The sequence below is a fragment of the Streptomyces sp. SS7 genome, from assembly GCF_037993025.1.
GTDB lineage: Bacteria > Actinomycetota > Actinomycetes > Streptomycetales > Streptomycetaceae > Streptomyces.
Genome location: NZ_CP141223.1, coordinates 5,921,375 through 5,937,133, shown reverse-complemented (window position 1 = coordinate 5,937,133; position 15,759 = coordinate 5,921,375). Strand labels below are relative to the sequence as shown.

At 72.9% G+C, this 15,759-nt stretch carries 12 protein-coding genes; 2 read left to right on the top strand and 10 right to left on the bottom strand.

The annotated features are described in order from the left end of the window. Positions 1–52: 52 nt before the first annotated feature. The 7 genes from ahcY to U5640_RS27490 form a co-directional block, all read right to left on the bottom strand. Positions 53–1,510 (bottom strand): adenosylhomocysteinase, encoded by a 1,458-nt coding sequence (gene ahcY / locus U5640_RS27520; protein WP_340378406.1) that lies wholly within the window; start codon positions 1,508–1,510, stop codon positions 53–55. A gap of 328 nt (positions 1,511–1,838) precedes the next feature. Further along, entirely contained in the window at positions 1,839–2,819 is a 981-nt protein-coding gene (locus tag U5640_RS27515) for a cation diffusion facilitator family transporter (RefSeq protein ID WP_340378405.1), read from the bottom strand. A gap of 140 nt (positions 2,820–2,959) precedes the next feature. After that, a complete protein-coding gene (gene manA / locus U5640_RS27510; protein WP_340378404.1) occupies positions 2,960–4,111 on the bottom strand; it encodes a mannose-6-phosphate isomerase, class I in 1,152 nt (383 codons plus the stop codon). Positions 4,112–4,155: 44 nt separating this feature from the next. Further along, positions 4,156–5,289 (bottom strand): SIS domain-containing protein, encoded by a 1,134-nt coding sequence (locus U5640_RS27505; RefSeq protein ID WP_340378403.1) that lies wholly within the window; start codon positions 5,287–5,289, stop codon positions 4,156–4,158. A gap of 230 nt (positions 5,290–5,519) precedes the next feature. Further along, positions 5,520–5,690 (bottom strand): Trm112 family protein, encoded by a 171-nt coding sequence (locus U5640_RS27500; RefSeq protein ID WP_020940431.1) that lies wholly within the window; start codon positions 5,688–5,690, stop codon positions 5,520–5,522. 149 nt (positions 5,691–5,839) lie between these two features. Beyond that, positions 5,840–7,204: a phosphomannomutase/phosphoglucomutase gene (locus U5640_RS27495; RefSeq protein ID WP_340378402.1), complete on the bottom strand. Its 1,365-nt coding sequence runs from the start codon at positions 7,202–7,204 to the stop codon at positions 5,840–5,842. 299 nt (positions 7,205–7,503) lie between these two features. After that, positions 7,504–7,926 (bottom strand): DUF3499 domain-containing protein, encoded by a 423-nt coding sequence (locus U5640_RS27490; RefSeq protein WP_059196228.1) that lies wholly within the window; start codon positions 7,924–7,926, stop codon positions 7,504–7,506. 262 nt (positions 7,927–8,188) lie between these two features. Between U5640_RS27490 and U5640_RS27485 the strand changes: the two genes are divergently transcribed. Further along, the gene (locus U5640_RS27485) at positions 8,189–8,641 is read left to right on the top strand and encodes a metallopeptidase family protein (protein ID WP_340378401.1); all 453 of its coding nucleotides are present in this window, start codon (positions 8,189–8,191) and stop codon (positions 8,639–8,641) included. A 31-nt stretch (positions 8,642–8,672) separates the two neighbouring features. On the opposite strand, the gene U5640_RS27480 is transcribed toward U5640_RS27485, so the two are convergent. The 3 genes from U5640_RS27480 to U5640_RS27470 all read right to left on the bottom strand — a co-directional run bounded on the left by U5640_RS27480 (position 8,673) and on the right by U5640_RS27470 (position 14,446). Beyond that, positions 8,673–10,259: a DUF5719 family protein gene (locus U5640_RS27480; RefSeq protein WP_340378400.1), complete on the bottom strand. Its 1,587-nt coding sequence runs from the start codon at positions 10,257–10,259 to the stop codon at positions 8,673–8,675. Next, the gene (locus U5640_RS27475) at positions 10,256–13,966 is read right to left on the bottom strand and encodes a glycosyltransferase (RefSeq protein WP_340378399.1); all 3,711 of its coding nucleotides are present in this window, start codon (positions 13,964–13,966) and stop codon (positions 10,256–10,258) included. Before U5640_RS27475 ends, U5640_RS27480 begins: the two co-directional genes overlap by 4 nt. A gap of 216 nt (positions 13,967–14,182) precedes the next feature. After that, positions 14,183–14,446, bottom strand: a complete 264-nt coding sequence (locus U5640_RS27470) for a WhiB family transcriptional regulator (protein ID WP_030792866.1) — start codon at positions 14,444–14,446, stop codon at positions 14,183–14,185. A gap of 707 nt (positions 14,447–15,153) precedes the next feature. On the opposite strand from U5640_RS27470, the gene U5640_RS27465 reads away from it, so the two are divergent. After that, on the top strand, positions 15,154–15,666 hold the full coding sequence (locus tag U5640_RS27465) for a cysteine dioxygenase family protein (protein WP_340378398.1): 513 nt from the start codon (positions 15,154–15,156) through the stop codon (positions 15,664–15,666). Positions 15,667–15,759: the final 93 nt, after the last annotated feature.

The window sequence follows — 15,759 nt, the reverse complement described above, 5'->3', positions numbered from 1 at the left end:
TGAGGTGCTGCTGCTCGCTGGTGCGGCGGAGGGCCGGGGGCCCGCTGCCGGATCAGTAGCGGTAGTGGTCCGACTTGTACGGGCCTTCGACCTGGACGCCGATGTAGGCGGCCTGCTCCGGGCGCAGCGTCGTCAGCTTGACGCCGAGGGAGTCGAGGTGGAGGCGGGCGACCTTCTCGTCGAGGTGCTTGGGCAGCGTGTAGACGCCGACCGGGTACTCGTCGGGCTTGGTGAACAGCTCGATCTGGGCCAGGGTCTGGTCCGCGAAGGAGTTGGACATCACGAACGAGGGGTGGCCGGTGGCGTTGCCCAGGTTCAGCAGGCGGCCCTCGGACAGGACGATGATCACCTTGCCGTCGGGGAAGGTCCAGGTGTGGACCTGCGGCTTGACCTCGTCCTTGACGATGCCGGGGATCTTGGCGAGGCCGGCCATGTCGATCTCGTTGTCGAAGTGGCCGATGTTGCCGACGATGGCCTGGTGCTTCATCTTGGCCATGTCGGCGGCCATGATGATGTCCTTGTTGCCGGTCGTGGTGATGAAGATGTCGGCCTTGTCGATGACCTCGTCGAGGGTCGTGACCTGGTAGCCGTCCATCGCGGCCTGGAGGGCGCAGATGGGGTCGATCTCGGTGACGATGACGCGGGCGCCCTGGCCGCGCAGGGACTCGGCGCAGCCCTTGCCGACGTCGCCGTAGCCGCAGACGACGGCGGTCTTGCCGCCGATGAGGACGTCGGTGGCGCGGTTGATGCCGTCGATGAGGGAGTGGCGGCAGCCGTACTTGTTGTCGAACTTCGACTTGGTGACGGCGTCGTTGACGTTGATCGCCGGGAAGAGGAGCACGCCGTCGCGCTGCATTTCGTACAGGCGGTGGACGCCGGTGGTGGTCTCCTCGGTGACACCGCGGATCTCCGAGGCGAGCTGGGTCCACTTCTGGGAGCCGTCGGTGATGGTGCGGTTGAGGAGTTCGAGGATGACGCTGTGCTCGTCGTTCTCGGCGGTGTCGACGGAGGGGACCTTGCCGGCCTTCTCGTACTCGACGCCCTTGTGGACGAGGAGGGTGGCGTCACCGCCGTCGTCGAGGATCATGTTGGGGCCGCCGGTGGGGCTGTTCGGCCAGGTCAGGGCCTGCTCCGTGCACCACCAGTACTCTTCCAGGGTCTCGCCCTTCCAGGCGAAGACGGGGACGCCCTGCGGGTTGTCGGGCGTGCCGTTCGGGCCGACCGCGACGGCTGCGGCGGCGTGGTCCTGGGTGGAGAAGATGTTGCAGGAGACCCAGCGGACCTCGGCGCCCAGGGCGACCAGGGTCTCGATCAGGACGGCGGTCTGCACGGTCATGTGCAGCGAGCCCATGATCCGGGCGCCGGCCAGCGGCTGGCTGGCGGCGAACTCCTTGCGGATGGACATCAGGCCGGGCATCTCGTGCTCGGCGAGGGTGATCTCCTTGCGGCCGAAGGCGGCCAGGGAAAGGTCGGCGACCTTGAAGTCCTGTCGGTTGTCGACAGTCGTCATGGTGAGCTGCTCCTCGGTGGTTGGTTCGAGGTGTGGGTAGGGCTGGTCTGCGCGGCGGCGGACACAGGGGTGCCCTCGGGGGGACACAGGCATGCCCGCGTGCGCGCAGCGCAGTCCGTCGGAGGCCCTCTCTCCCTCGGTCGGTCCGCTTCGGGACCGCCCGACCGCCATCAGCAGCGACGTCTGGCTCCCGTCCAAGCTACACCGGAGGTGGCGGGCGGCCCCAGTCCGTCTGCGAACAGATCGCGCCGTTCGGGGTGGGCGGGAGGGGAAGGCGGCAGGGCCCGCCGGGATGCGGCGGGCCCTGTCGGGGAGGTGTCGGGGGTGGTCAGTGGTCGGCGGGGTGCCGGTCGGGGCCGCCGGGGGTGGCTTCGGGGTCGGGGCCCTTGGCGGCTTCCCTCTCGCTGTAGATGTCGGGTTCGAGGTAGATGACCCGGGCGATGGGGACGGCGGCGCGGATGCGGGCCTCGGCGGCGTCGATGGCGGTGGCGACCTCGGCGGCGGTGTCGTCGTGCCGTACGGCGATCTTGGCGGCGACGAGGAGTTCTTCGGGGCCGAGGTGGAGGGTGCGCATGTGGATGATGCCGGTGACGGTGCGGCCGTCGACGACGGCGGTCTCGATCTTCTGGACCTGTTCGAGGCCGGCGGCCTCGCCGAGGAGGAGGGACTTGGTCTCGGCGGCGAGGACGAGGGCGATCAGGACGAGGAGGACACCGATGCAGACGGTGCCGATGCCGTCCCAGATGCCGTCGCCGGTGAGGAGGGCGAGGCCGACGCCGCCGAGGGCGAGGACGAGGCCGATGAGGGCGCCGAAGTCCTCGAGGAGGACGACGGGGAGTTCGGGGGCCTTGGCGCGGCGGACGAACTGGGACCAGGAGAGGGAGCCGCGGAGTTCGTTGGACTCCTTGATGGCGGTGCGGAAGGAGAAGCCCTCGGCGATGATCGCGAAGCCGAGGACGCCGACCGGCCAGTACCAGTGCTCGATCTCGTGGGGGTGCTTGATCTTCTCGTAGCCCTCGTAGATGGCGAACATGCCGCCGACGGAGAAGAGGACGATGGAGACGAGGAAGGCGTAGATGTAGCGCTCGCGGCCGTAGCCGAAGGGGTGTTGGGGGGTGGCTTCGCGCTGGGCCTTCTTGCCGCCGACGAGGAGGAGGGCCTGGTTGCCGGAGTCGGCGAGCGAGTGGACGCCTTCTGCGAGCATCGAGGAGGAGCCGCTGAAGGCGAACGCCACGAATTTGGATGCCGCGATGGCGAGGTTGGCGCCGAGTGCCGCCACGATCGCCCTGGTGCCGCCTGACGCGCTCATGTGTTCGCGTTGTCCCTTCGCCTCGCGTACGTGGGTCGTACGTCCTGTTCGCCGTCCAAGGCCTCTTTGCCCGGCCTTTGCCGGTGGGTCATTGTTGCAGCCCGGTCCGGCGGCGGTTCGTCAGGTATCCACACCTGCGGTCAGACAATCACCGTGGCGCGGAAGAGGGTTCCGGTGCCGGACACCTCGGTCTTCTCGCCGGCGGGGACGAAGACCGACTGGCCGGGGGCGAGCGGGTGGTCTCCGGCTCGTACCGTTCCGGCGGTGCAGAGGAGGATCTGCGGGGTCTCGCGGGTGAGGTCGTGGGGGTCGGAGCCCTCGGGGAGGACGTACCGGGAGAGGCGGAACTCGTCGATGGGGGTCTCGTAGACCTCTTCGCCGTCGGGGGATGCCTCGGGGCGCAGGACGCCGGGGTCGCCGGGCTCGAAGCGGACGATGCGCAGGAGTTCGGGGACGTCGACGTGCTTGGGGGTGAGGCCGCAGCGCAGGACGTTGTCGGAGTTGGCCATGATCTCGACGCCGAGGCCGCTCAGGTAGGCGTGCGGGATGCCGGCGCCGAGGTAGAGGGCCTCGCCGGGCTGGAGCCGGACGTGGTTGAGGAGCAGGGCGGCGATGACGCCGGGGTCGCCGGGGTAGTGGTGGGCGATGCCGGCGTAGGGGGCGTAGTCGCCGCCGAGGCGGTCGCAGGCGGCCGCGGCGGCGGTGACCGTGCGGGCCATGTCGTCGGGGTCCGCGGTGAGGACGGCGGTGAGGACCTCGCGCAGGGCGGCTTCTTCGGGGTGGGCGTGCAGGAGGTCGACGTACGGCTTGAGGGAGTCGACGCCGAGGCCGTCGAGGAGGGCGGCGGCCCGCAGGGGGTGCCGGAAGCCGCACAGGCCGTCGAACTCGGTGAGGGCGCAGATGAGTTCGGGCTTGTGGTTGGCGTCCTTGTAGTTGCGGTGGGGGGCGTCGACGGGGATGCCGCGGCGTTCCTCGTCCTCGTAGCCCTCCTTGGCCTGGGTGAGGTCGGGGTGGACCTGGAGGGAGAGGGGGGCGCCGGCGGCGAGGAGCTTGAGGAGGAAGGGCAGGCGGGGGCCGAACCGGGCCACCGTGCGGTCGCCGAGTTCGCGCCGCGGGTCGGTGTCGATCACCTCGACGAGGGTGCCGCGTCCGGTGCGGGAGGGGGCGCCGGGGTGGGCGCCCATCCACATCTCCGCCTGGGGTTCGCCGGTCGGTTCGGTGCCGAGGAGGTGCGGGATGGCGGTGGGGGAACCCCAGGCGTAGGGGCGGACGGTGTTGTCGAGGCGGTCCATCGGGTTCTCTGCCTGTCTTGTCGTCTGTCGTGTCTGTCCGGCGGTCAGGCCTGGGAGGCGAGCGCCAGGTAGACGGCGGCGAAATCCGTGGTGGCGATCAGTTCGGCGAGGGTGACCAGTTCGTCGCCGTCGTCGGGTTCGAGTTCGCTGATCGGGGTGTCGTGGCTGAGGGCCAGGTCGCGGGCGGAGGGGGCGGCGGTGAGGCCGCCGAGGGGCCGGTCGCGCAGGAGCACCACGCGCGCGTGGAGGGCGGGGGCTTCCTCGACGCGGTCGCGGAAGAAGTCGTCGGGGTCGGCGTTGGCGGCGAGGGGGCCGGCGAGGAGGGCGCTGTGTTCGGCGAGCGCCTCGGGCAGTTCGGCGACGAGGGCGGGGCGGCCGGCCAGTTCGGCGAGGGCGGAGGCGAAGCGGCGGCCGGCGGGGCCGGCGGAGACGCCCTCGGTCCAGATCACCGGGAGGGCGTCGGCGAGTTCGGCGGCCAGGGTCTTCGCCGGGTTGCTGTAGGTGGCGATGGCGGGGCCGCAGCGTTCGGCGACCTGGTCGAGGCGGTCGGCGACCTTTTCGAGGGCGCCGGCGGGGGCGGAGAGCAGGGCGATGCGGTCGAGGAGCGCGAGGAGGGGGGTGAGCAGGGCCCACAGGACGCCGGGGGCGGAGGCGGCGACGGGGGGCTGTTCGTCGTGCTCGTACGGGGCGGTCGCCATCGGTACGAAGAGGCCGTGCGCGGCGTCGGCGGCGTCGGTGAGGGGGGTGCGGGCGGGGGCCACGGCGACGACGGTGCAGCCCCTGCGGTAGGCCTGCTCGGCGAGGAGGGCGAGGCCGGGTTCGGTGCCGTCGGGGGTGGCGATGAGGAGGAGGTCGACGGAGCCGGCCCAGCCGGGGAGTTCCCAGCGCAGGGCGCCCGCGGCGGGGGCGACGCCGCTGGGGGCGAGCCGGATGACGGGGCAGGCGGCGCCGGCGAGGGTGCCGAGGAGGTCGGCGACGCAGGTGGCGGCGGCGCCCGGGCCCGCGATGAGGATGGCGCGGGGGCGGCCGTCGGGCTTGAGGTCGTTCACCCCGGCTTCGGCTGCGTGGCGGGCGGCGGCGCGGACGCGGGCGCCGGCTTCGGCGGCGCCGCGCAGGAGGGCTCGGCGGTCGGCCTCGGCGAGGGCCTCCGGCGTGTCGAGCAGTGAGTCGTCGAGCATGGCGGGGGTCTCCGATCGCCGGGGGGTCGTCGGGGTGCCGGGGTGGACGCGGTGGTGCCGGTTCGGGCCGTGGTGCCGTGGTTGCGGCCGGGTGCCGGTCGTGGCCGTCGTGCCGCGGTTCGGGCCACGGTGCCGTTCGTGGTGGTACGGCGCTGCCGGCGCCCGGGCCGGGCGGCGCGGGTGGGCCGGCGTCGCGGGGAGTGGTCGCGCGGGGTGGCGCGGCCTCGTCGTTACGCGGGGCGGCGGGCCTCGTCGACGAGGAGGACGGGGATGCCGTCGCGGACGGGGTACGCCAGACCGCAGTCCTGGCCGGTGCAGATCAGCTCGGCGTCCTGCTCCTTGAGGGGGGCGTGGCAGGCCGGGCAGGCGAGGATCTCCAGGAGGCCGGCTTCGAGCGGCATGAGGTGTCCCTTCGGGTGCGTGCGGGGGTGGCTGGATGTGCCTGGTCAGCGTACCGCCGGTGGGGGCGGTGCGGCGGGTGGTGCGGTCCCGCCGCCCGTACCCGGGCGGGGCCGCACCGCTGCTGGGCCGCGGGCCCCGTGGGGTGTCCTCAGGCGCGGATGATCGCCAGGACCTCGTCCCTGATCTTGGTCATCGTGGGTTCGTCGCGGGCCTCGGCGTTGAGGCGCAGGAGGGGCTCGGTGTTGGAGGGGCGGACGTTGAACCACCAGTCGGGCGTGGAGACGGTGAGGCCGTCGAGTTCGTCGAGGGTGACGTCGGGGACGCCGGTGTAGGCGGCCTTGATCGCGGCGATGCGGTCGGCCTGGTCGGCGACCGTGGAGTTGATCTCGCCGGAGCCGGTGTAGCGGTCGTAGGCCGCCACGAGGGAGGACAGGGGGCCGTTCTGGCCGCCGAGGGCCGCCAGGACGTGGAGGGCGGCGAGCATGCCGGTGTCGGCGTTCCAGAAGTCCTTGAAGTAGTAGTGGGCGGAGTGCTCGCCGCCGAAGATCGCGCCGTGGCGGGCCATCTCGGCCTTGATGAAGGAGTGGCCGACGCGGGTGCGGACGGGGCTGCCGCCGTTCTCCTCGATCACCTCGGGGACGGTGCGGGAGGTGATCAGGTTGTGGATGACCGTGCCCCGGCCGCCGTTGCGCGCGAGTTCGCGGGCGGCGACCAGGGCGGTGATCGCGGACGGGGAGACCGGGTCGCCGTGCTCGTCGACGACGAAGCAGCGGTCGGCGTCGCCGTCGAAGGCGAGGCCGAGGTCGGCGGACTCCTCGCGGACGCGGTGCTGCAGGTCGACGAGGTTGGCCGGGTCCAGAGGGTTGGCCTCGTGGTTGGGGAAGGTGCCGTCGAGTTCGAAGTAGAGGGGGACGACGGTCAGGGGGAGGCCGTCGAACACGGTGGGGACGGTGTGGCCGCCCATGCCGTTGCCCGCGTCGACCACGACCTTCAGCGGGCGGATGGAGGTCAGGTCGACGAGTGAGCGCAGGTGCGCCGCGTAGTCCTTCAACGTGTCGGTCCGGGTGAGGGTTCCCGGGACGGGAGCGGCCTCGGGGGCGCCGGTGTCCGTCCAGCGCTCCACGAGGGCGCGGATGTCGGCCAGTCCGGTGTCCTGGCCGACGGGGGCGGCGCCGGCGCGGCAGAGCTTGATGCCGTTGTAGCGGGCGGGGTTGTGCGAGGCGGTGAACATGGCGCCGGGCAGGTCGAGGGCGCCGGAGGCGTAGTAGAGCTGGTCCGTGGAGCACAGGCCGATCTCGGTGACGTCGACGCCGAGTGCGGCCGCCCCGCGCGCGAAGGCGCCGCTCAGTCCGGGTGAGGAGGGGCGCATGTCGTGGCCGACGACGATCGCCTCGGCGCCGGTCACCTGGGCGAAGGCCGCTCCGAGGAGTGCGGCGAGGGACTCGTCCCACTGGTCCGGGACCACCCCGCGGACGTCGTACGCCTTCACGATCTGCGACAGATCAGCAGCCACGGGCCACCCTTCCTGGAAGTCCTGTTCAGTCGCCACAAACTACCCGGAAGGGTTCGGCGGCGGCTGTGCGCCCGCGCAGTGGACCCGCAGAAGTAACCTTGCGCACCAACCCTGGACACCCGGTGACGACCCTCGCCCGCGGCGGCGCCCCTCGCGTCACGCGCGTGTGCCGACCGCCGTGGCGGCCGTCCGCGCGGAAAGCGGTTTCGCCGGTGTCGGCCGGAGCAGGGGTCGCGGGCGCGGTCCGCAGGTGTCGACGGGGCGTCAGAAGGTGCCGGGCACAGGGGGCTTACGGGGGCTCAGTTGTCCGGTGAGCGCAGGACGCGCAGGTGGCCGCGGCGGGCGACCTCCATCGGGTCCGCGCCGCGTCCGCCGCCGCCCGCCTGGGCCGCGCGTTCCTGTGGGCGGGCCGCCTCGCGGACGGCGTTGGCAAGCGCTTCCAGGTCGTCGCCGCTGGGCCGTGCGGGAGCCGAGCCGTCGAGCAGCCGGACGACCTCCCAGCCGCGCGGCGCGGTGAGGCGCTCGGAGTGCTCGGCGCACAGGTCGTAGCAGTGGGGTTCGGCGTAGGTGGCGAGCGGGCCGAGGACCGCGGTCGAGTCGGCGTAGACGTACGTCAGCGTCGCGACGGCGGGTCGGCCGCAGGCGGTTCGCGAACAGCGACGTACAGGGCTCACGACGTTGGACGGTACCGCACTCTTGAGCGGGCCGCGACGACTCTCCACCAGGTCACTCCACCGTGTCGTGTTGTGAAACGCCCCACGGGCCTCTCCAGTCATACCCCGCTGACCTGCGCGAACACCAGTCATTGGCGAGAAGAAGACGGAGCCTCTCTGCCGCCGGGCGGTACAAACAGCATCAATTGCCGTGAGTTCACCGGTCTCGGAGAGATACGGAATCGAGCCCAACCTTGGCTGGAATGGTCGTCCCGCGAGGCGGGTGTGGGGCCGGACGGCAGGCCGGGGCGGGGTCTACCCTTCAGTAGTGATGGACAGCCCCGTACCGCCCCGTGCCGCAGGCCCCGGACCCCGCCGCCGTGATCGCCACGGCCGGGGGATGCGAGGACCGATCGCGCCCCCTCAGGTGCCGTTGGCCGCGAGTCGCGCCGACGCGTTCGCCGATCTGGTGCAGGACTCCGTGGAGCGGCTGGAGCGGCGCTGGCCCCAGCTCGCCGAGATCGACTTCATGGTGCTCGAGGTGCCGCGCCCGGCGGCGGCCGGTGAGCCGTGGAACGACGAGGCGGTGCCCCTCGGCGGGACGGTTCCCGCGCGGGAGGGGCGGCGGGCGCGGGTGGTCGTCTACCGGCGCCCGGTCGAGATCCGCACCAAGGGCCGCGACGAACGGGCCGCGCTGGTGCACGAGGTGGTCGTGGAACAAGTGGCGGAGCTGCTGGGGCTGACCCCGGAGACGGTGGATCCGCGCTACGGCGACGAGGACTGACCGCCGTCTCGACCGACCACCGTCTCCGGGGTCACTTCTGCAGCACCGCCATGTTCTCGTCCGCCCGGGGGACCTCGACCGTGCCCCGGTCGTCCGGCAGCGTCTGGATCGTGAAGCCCGGGACGCCTTCCTCGGTCGCCGCCAGGGTGCGGGCCGCGTAGACGGGGGTGCCGGTGAGGGGTTCGACGGTCAGGGCGAAGGTGCCTTTCAGGCCGGCGGGGACGGGGAGTTCGACGTCCTGCGTCGTACCGGACTTGATCGTGTACGTCTTGGAGGCGGCCGTTCCGCCCTCGCTGCCCGCGGACGCGGTGACCTTGACCTTGGCGGTGCCCTTGGGGGCGGTCAGGGAGAGGGTGGAGCCCTTGGCGGTGTTGTCGGCGGCGGACGCGCGCGTGCCGACCGGCGCGGAGGCGGGGATGAACGCCGACTCCTGGTTGCCGCCCTTGCCGCGCAGCACCCGTACGGCCGCGACGACCGGCACCGACCGGTCGGTGGGCGTCAGGACGATCGAGCCCGCCTCGCCGCGGGTGACGTCGCCGAGGTCGACGGCGGTCGTCATGCCGCCCTTGACGTGCACGGTCTCGTGCCCGGCCGGGGTGATCAGTCCGCTCGGGGAGGCGAGCTGGATCTTGAGGTCGGCGTCGGCGTCCCCCGGCGCGTAGACGACGAGCCGGACGGCGGTGGCGTCCTTGGGGATGCCGGGGACGACCAGGTCGGGCGCCGGGTCGGTGGCGGCGGCCAGCCAGTCGCCGCCGAGCTTGTCGTCCAGGGCCTGCACCGCCGCGCCGACGCGGCCGCCGCGGACGTTGACGTGGACGGTGAGGTCGTCCTCCTTGGCGTCGGTGAGCGTGGACAGCAGGATCGGCTCGCTGGAGTGCGGCGGGACCGTGATGCCCTCCCCCACCGTGGTCTGCAGGGCGCCGTCCTTGCCGTAGAGCTCGATGTCGGCGACGGCTGCGGAGTCGTCCGGGTTGGTGAGGTGGACGTAGTCCGTGCGGTCGGCCGCGGTGCTGGCGCCGGGGAACCAGAACTCGGTGTCCGCCGGGGTGCAGGTGACGCCCAGGAGACCGCGGCCGGAGCCCGCGGCGACCTCGGTGGTCTCCTGGACCGTCCAGCCGGGCGCGAACTTGCCCTCGGCGGTGCCGACGAGCGCGGGCGACTCCCCGCCGTCGGCGTCGCCGCTGGCGGGGGTGCCGGGCTCCTTGGGGGTGACGACGGACTTCTCCGCCTTCTTGCCACCCTTGCCGTCCTTGCCGTCCTTGCCGGCCTTGTCGGTATCGCCGGTCTTGCCCGTCCCGCCGGTCCCGTCCTTCTTCTTGTCCTTGTCGGACGTGTCGTCGGCCGGGTCCGCCGACGCCGCGGTGGCGGCGGCGAGTTCGGCCGTGCCGTCGCCTGCCGTGCCCTTGGTGACGGGGGTGAACGACGTGTAGGACGTCTGGGCGATGTCGGAGGTGCTGGGCGCCGGGCAGAGCAGGCTGCTGCGCTCCACGGGCAGCACGGCGGCGGCCTTGGCCGGGTCCTCCGCGCCGGCGCCCTTGGGCTCGTTGAGCGTGGCGAACCCGGTGACGGCGGCGAGCGCGGCCGTGCCGGCGATCAGGGACAGGGTGGTGCGGTTCACTGCTGGCTCCCGTCGGGACGCTCGCTGCCGGTGCCGTGGGGGTGCTGCTGCGCCGGGTCGTAGGCGGGGTCGTAGCCCTGGTTGCCGTAGCCCTGGTCGTAGCCGTACGTCTGCTCGTACGGCGCCTGCCCGCCCTGGCCGTCGTAGGCGTAGGGGTCGTACTGGCCGGCCTGGTAGGGGTCGTAGGACTGCTGGTCGTAGCCGCCCGCCGGGTACTGCTGGGCGCCCTGGTACTGCTCGCCCTGGTAGCCGCCGTACTCGGCGCCCGCGTAGCTCGGCTGGTCCCAGTCGCCGTACGACTGCTGCTGCGGGATGTCGACCGGGGCCTGGTCCGGCGTGTCCTGCGGGGTCTCCTCCTGGGGAGGGGTGGGGAAGTCGTCCTGCGAGGACGGGAAGCCGTCGTCCTGCGGGGCGGGTTCCTCCGTCTCCTCGGCCTGGGCGCGCAGTCTGCGGGCGCGGCGGCCCTCGCCCTCGGCGGGCCGGTCCTCGGCGAGCTCCTCCTCGGGGAGGTCGTCGTCGACGTCGCGGCGGCGGCCGGGCAGGGCGAGGACGACGAGGACGAGGGCCAGGATGCCCTGCGCCCACAGCCAGGCGGTGTGGGTGAACGGGTCGTCGTAGGTGACGTCCAGCCTGCCGCCGGAGGCGGGCAGTTCGAAGCCCTGGGCCCAGCCGTCGACGGTGGTGCGGGTGAGCGGTTTGCCGTCCAGGGTGGCGGTCCAGCCCTCGGCCGCGGCGTCGGCCAGGCGCAGGATCCGGCCGTCGGCGCCCGACGGGATCGTGGTGTGGATGTCGACCGGGCCGGCGGCCACCGGGGTCGCCGTGCCCTTGCCGGACTCGGTGACGACCGCCGCGCGGGAGACCTCCTGGCCGACCCGCCACAGGGCGCTGCCGTCCTGCTGGCTGAGTCGCTTCAGGCCGGGGGTGGCGTCCAGGACGCGGGTGACGTCACGGGGGGCGCCCTTGTGGACGAGGACGTATCCGACGGCGAACTTGCCGAGCTGGTCGGCCTGGTCGGCGCCGGAGCCGGCGACGAGGTTGGCGACGACCTTGTCGAGCTGCGGGTTCTCGCCGTCGGCCGCGGCGAGTTCGGCGTCTCCGAGGCGGGCGCCGGAGCCGCGGACCAGCATGTAGTCGACGTGGGCGGTGGAGTCGCTGTCGAGGACGAGGGTGCGGGACTGGTCGCGGTTGCCGGCCTCCTCGGCGACGAACGCGGGGACCTGGACGGGGTCGCGGCGCTCCAGGGGGCCGTCGGCGCCGCCGATCATCCAGCCCGCGGCGAGCAGCAGGGGGCCGGCGGCGGAGGCGAAGGCGATGAGGGCCGCGACGGGCTGGCGCCAGCCGAAGCTCTGTTCGGCGACACGCGTGCGTGCGCCGTCGGCGCCGAGGACGGCGGCGGCCAGGAGCGCGATGCCGTAGACGAGGGTGGCGGGTCCGGCCCAGGTGGAGTTGTTGGACAGGACCGCGAGGACGAGCGCCACCAGGGCGACCGCCCAGGCCGTCCAGATGCCGGACTGGCGCTCGCCGCGCAGCAGGGCGGCGAGCGCGGCGAGGACGACGCCGATGAGCATCAGCCCGTCGACGGTGCCGGGTCCGCCGGGGCTGGCGGCGAGCAGGTCGAGGGCGGACGCGGTGGACGGCGCGTAGTCGAGTCCGGCCTGGGTGAAGAAGCCGAACGGGAGCAGGGACAGCGACCAGGGCGCGAGGACCAGCAGGGGGGTGCCGAGCTGGGCGAGGAAGCGCAGGCCGTAGGCGGTGATGTCGGCGCGGCGCACGGCCAGCACGGCGAGGCCGAGGACCAGCGCGAGGGGCCAGACGATGGGCGTGAACGCGGTGGTGATCGTCAGCAGCAGGGCGTACGCCCAGGTGGCGCGCCAGCTGCCGCGTGCGCCGGAGGCGTGCGTCAGGCCGCTCGCGGCGGCTCCCGCGCGGGCGATGAGCGGCAGCAGGACGGCGAGGACGGCGGTGCCGACGCGGCCGCCGGCGAGGGCGCCGGTGGCCGCGGGCAGGAAGGCGTAGACGACGGCGGCCCAGGCGCGCAGGAGGCGTGACTCGACGAGGGGGCGTGACGCGAAGTAGGCGGTGAGGCCGGCCAGGGGCACCGAGCAGACGAGGAGCAGGGTGAGGGCGAGGCCGGTGGAGCCGAGCAGCAGGGTGGCGAGGGTCGCGACGATCGCGAGGTAGGGCGGGGCGGCGGAGGTGCCGCCGGCGCCGACCGGGTGCCAGGCGTCGAGGTAGCGCGACCAGAGGTCGGAGGCGTCGGCGGGGGCGGGCAGCAGGGCGCCGCCCGCGAGGGCGCCGCCGCCCAGGAGGCCGCGGCAGGCGACGAGGGAGACGAGCAGCAGGACCAGGAAGAGCACCGGGCCGGGTTTGCGGGCGATGCGCTTGAGGCGGGCGAACTGCTCGATCTCGAGGAAGTCGGCGTCGTCGCCGCCGGGGCCGGACTCCAGTCCGCCGCCGTGCCGTCCGGCACCGCCGGGGGTCTCGGTGTCGGAGGAGCCGAAGAGGTCGCCGGCGACCTGTTCGACGGTGGCCCGTACGGTCGCGCCGGGCGGCGGGAACAGGGCGCGCAGTTCGCCCTTGTCGATCCGGGGTGTGCCGCGCCTGCGGCGTCCGGCGATGATCCGCTCGGGACGCAGCAGGGTGCCGAGCAGGCCGCGGATCTCGTCGAGGGCCTGTCCCGGGACCTTGCCGACGAGGTAGGCGACGGTGCGCAGCAGGGTGCCGAGGACCAGGCGCAGCAGGATCCAGGGCAGCTGTGCGGTACGGCTGTTGACGAGGAGGGTGTAGACGGCGCCGGCCTTGTCGACCTTGTGCGGGGAGGCGGTGGTGCGGCCCGCGCAGTCGACGGCTCGGCGCTCGCGGGAGGCGGCCTCGGCGTGCCGTACGACGGCTTCGGGGGCGACGAGGACGCGGTGGCCGGCGGCGGTGGCGCGCCAGCACAGGTCGACGTCGTCGCGCATCAGGGGCAGGCGGCGGTCGAAGCCGCCGAGTTCCTCGAAGACGTCGCGGCGGATCAGCATGCCGGCGGTGGACACGGACAGCACGGGCCGGACGTGGTCGTGCTGGCCCTGGTCCTGTTCGCGGCGGTCCAGGCCGGTCCAGCGGCGGCCGGAGGAGGCGATGGTGACGCCGACCTCGAGGAGCTGGCGGCGGTCGTACCAGCCGCGGAGCTTGGGGCCGACGACGGCCACGTCGTCGCGGCCGAGTTCGAGTTCGTTGTCGGCGACGCGCAGGAGTTCGGCGAGGGCGTCGGGTTCGGGGGCGCAGTCGTCGTGCAGCAGCCACAGCCACTGGACCGGTTCGCCGTGCGGGAGGTCGGGGAGGTCGTAGGCGTCGTCGCGCCACGTGCGCGTGACGGGGTCCCAGCCGCTGGGCCGCTTCAGGTACGGCAGTTCCTCGGGGGTGAGGACGGGTGCGGTGCGGTTGGCCTCCTCGACGGCCTGGCCGAAGCCGGTGCGCCGGGCGAGGTGCAGGACGCGGTCGTCGCCGAGGGCCTCGGTGACGAGGCGGGCGGAGTCGTCCGAGCTGCCGGTGTCGGCGGCCATGACGGACTGGACGGGGCGCTCCTGGCCGAGCAGCCCGGCGAGCGCGTCGGGCAGCCAGCGGGCACCGTCGTGGGCGACGAGGACCGCGGTGACGACATGACGCGGAAACTCAGGTGTGGCAGCGCCGCCTTGGTGGCCTGCCGTGTGGCTGTGCACGGACATCGAGGTACGGGCCCCGGTTCGGTGGACGTGGTGGACGCCTGCGCCGCGGGTGGGCGGCGGGGTGTCTCGGACGAGCGCCCACACTATCGGCTGGGCAGGACGGCGGCCCGCCGCCTGTGGACAACCCACCTGCGACGGGCCGTTCACCGCCATGTCCGCCCGGTCCGGGTGCAGCGCGCCCCGGGGGGCGGCTCGCGTCCGGGCGGGGCCCGTCGGTCAGACGGCGGCCTTCTTGAGCCTGCGGCGCTCGCGCTCGGACAGCCCGCCCCAGATGCCGAAGCGTTCGTCGTTGGCGAGGGCGTACTCGAGGCATTCGGAGCGGACCTCGCAGGCGAGACAGACCTTCTTGGCCTCGCGGGTCGAGCCGCCCTTCTCGGGGAAGAAGGACTCGGGATCGGTCTGGGCGCACAGTGCGCGCTCCTGCCAGCCGAGTTCTTCGCCCGCGTCGTCGACCAGCAGTTGCTGCACCAGCTCGGTCATGTGCGCCCCTCGCTCTGTCTTTCGCGTCCCCGTGTACCTGGCCGTTCACCGATGGCGGCGCCTTGGCCCATTACCGATGTCGGCTGAACGACACGAGTGAAATTACAAGTGTGCTGCTCCGGGCGAGTCAAGCCGAGATCTGCTATTGAGCCCCTTATTCACTCTGCGGAACCAAGGCCGTGCGGTAAGTGTTCAAATCGCCATAAACCTTGACATGCAGATGGGGGCCCTGGAGGGGGCGGACCCCGCACAGTGCTTCCACGGGGCAAGACGCCCAGAAGTTCGATCCCGTTGCGTCGCAACGGCTCACACGTCCGGACTTGTGCCTCGTGTGTCCCGGCCGACTTGTGCACAAACCTTTCACCTTCCAGATGCACCGGATGAGGTGAACCGTGTCCCACATACCGGGCGCCGAGTTGACACCGGCAGGTGTGACCCGATGTCCTTGTGGGCATGCTCGCGAACTCGGCACTCACCTCGACCCGCTCCGCCGGGTCCCACGGTGCTGCTCGTGCTCGCTGTAGCTGTTGTCGCTGTTCCAGCTGTTGAGCCAACGCGCTCCGGCTGCTCCTCCCGGGTCCACCGCGTCCCGGCCGCTGTTTCCCTTCGGCCCGCACCAGGGCACCCCTGATCCACCCGTGATCCGGGTGGACGGCTCGTGACTCCCAGCCGCCCCCCACTCTTCCGCCGAGGAACCACCCCACCCCATGAACAGCGACAGCGACCTCCAGATCGCCGGCGACATCCTCGAAGTCCCCCATCTTCTCCAGGCACCGCGCGAGCACCCGGCCACCGTGGCCGAGTTCGTCGGTCTGGCCCGCTCGATCGCCGCCGACCGTGCCGCGTGGGAGCACCTCGTCCGCTACGACGCGGCGAGCCGCTGGTACCACCGGCTGCGCACCGGCCCCGGCTACGAGGTGTGGCTGCTGTCCTGGGTGCCGGGTCAGGGCAGCGGCCTGCACGACCACGGCCGCTCCTCCGGTGTGCTGACCGTCCTGGACGGAGAGCTGACCGAGCGCACGGAGCGGGGCGAGCGGGTGCTGGGAGCGGGCGCGCAGCGCGTGTTCGCGCCGGGGTACGCGCACGACGTGGCCAACGACGCGCTGGAGCCGGCGGTGAGCCTGCACGTGTACTTCCCCGGGCTCACCGAGATGCCCATGCACCACACGGCGTGCACGGCGCGGGAGACGTACGACACGGTGGACGCCGTCGGCGCGTAGGCCGGCCGCGGCCGGTGCGCAAGGCCGGTACGCACGGGCCGGCGCTCGTACGGGTGGCCGGGTTGTCCACAGGCGGGGGGTCAGGCGGGGGGT

Bases quoted from the DNA above. Each gene is read 5' to 3' on its own strand.
- U5640_RS27465 (WP_340378398.1), top strand. From the start codon at position 15,154: ATGAACAGCGACAGCGACCTCCAGATCGCCGGCGACATCCTCGAAGTC.
- U5640_RS27470 (WP_030792866.1), bottom strand. From the start codon at position 14,446: ATGACCGAGCTGGTGCAGCAACTGCTGGTCGACGACGCGGGCGAAGAA.
- U5640_RS27515 (WP_340378405.1), bottom strand. From the start codon at position 2,819: ATGAGCGCGTCAGGCGGCACCAGGGCGATCGTGGCGGCACTCGGCGCC.
- U5640_RS27500 (WP_020940431.1), bottom strand. From the start codon at position 5,690: ATGCCGCTCGAAGCCGGCCTCCTGGAGATCCTCGCCTGCCCGGCCTGC.
- U5640_RS27505 (WP_340378403.1), bottom strand. From the start codon at position 5,289: ATGCTCGACGACTCACTGCTCGACACGCCGGAGGCCCTCGCCGAGGCC.
- U5640_RS27485 (WP_340378401.1), top strand. From the start codon at position 8,189: ATGGACAGCCCCGTACCGCCCCGTGCCGCAGGCCCCGGACCCCGCCGC.
- manA (WP_340378404.1), bottom strand. From the start codon at position 4,111: ATGGACCGCCTCGACAACACCGTCCGCCCCTACGCCTGGGGTTCCCCC.
- U5640_RS27475 (WP_340378399.1), bottom strand. From the start codon at position 13,966: ATGTCCGTGCACAGCCACACGGCAGGCCACCAAGGCGGCGCTGCCACA.
- ahcY (WP_340378406.1), bottom strand. From the start codon at position 1,510: ATGACGACTGTCGACAACCGACAGGACTTCAAGGTCGCCGACCTTTCC.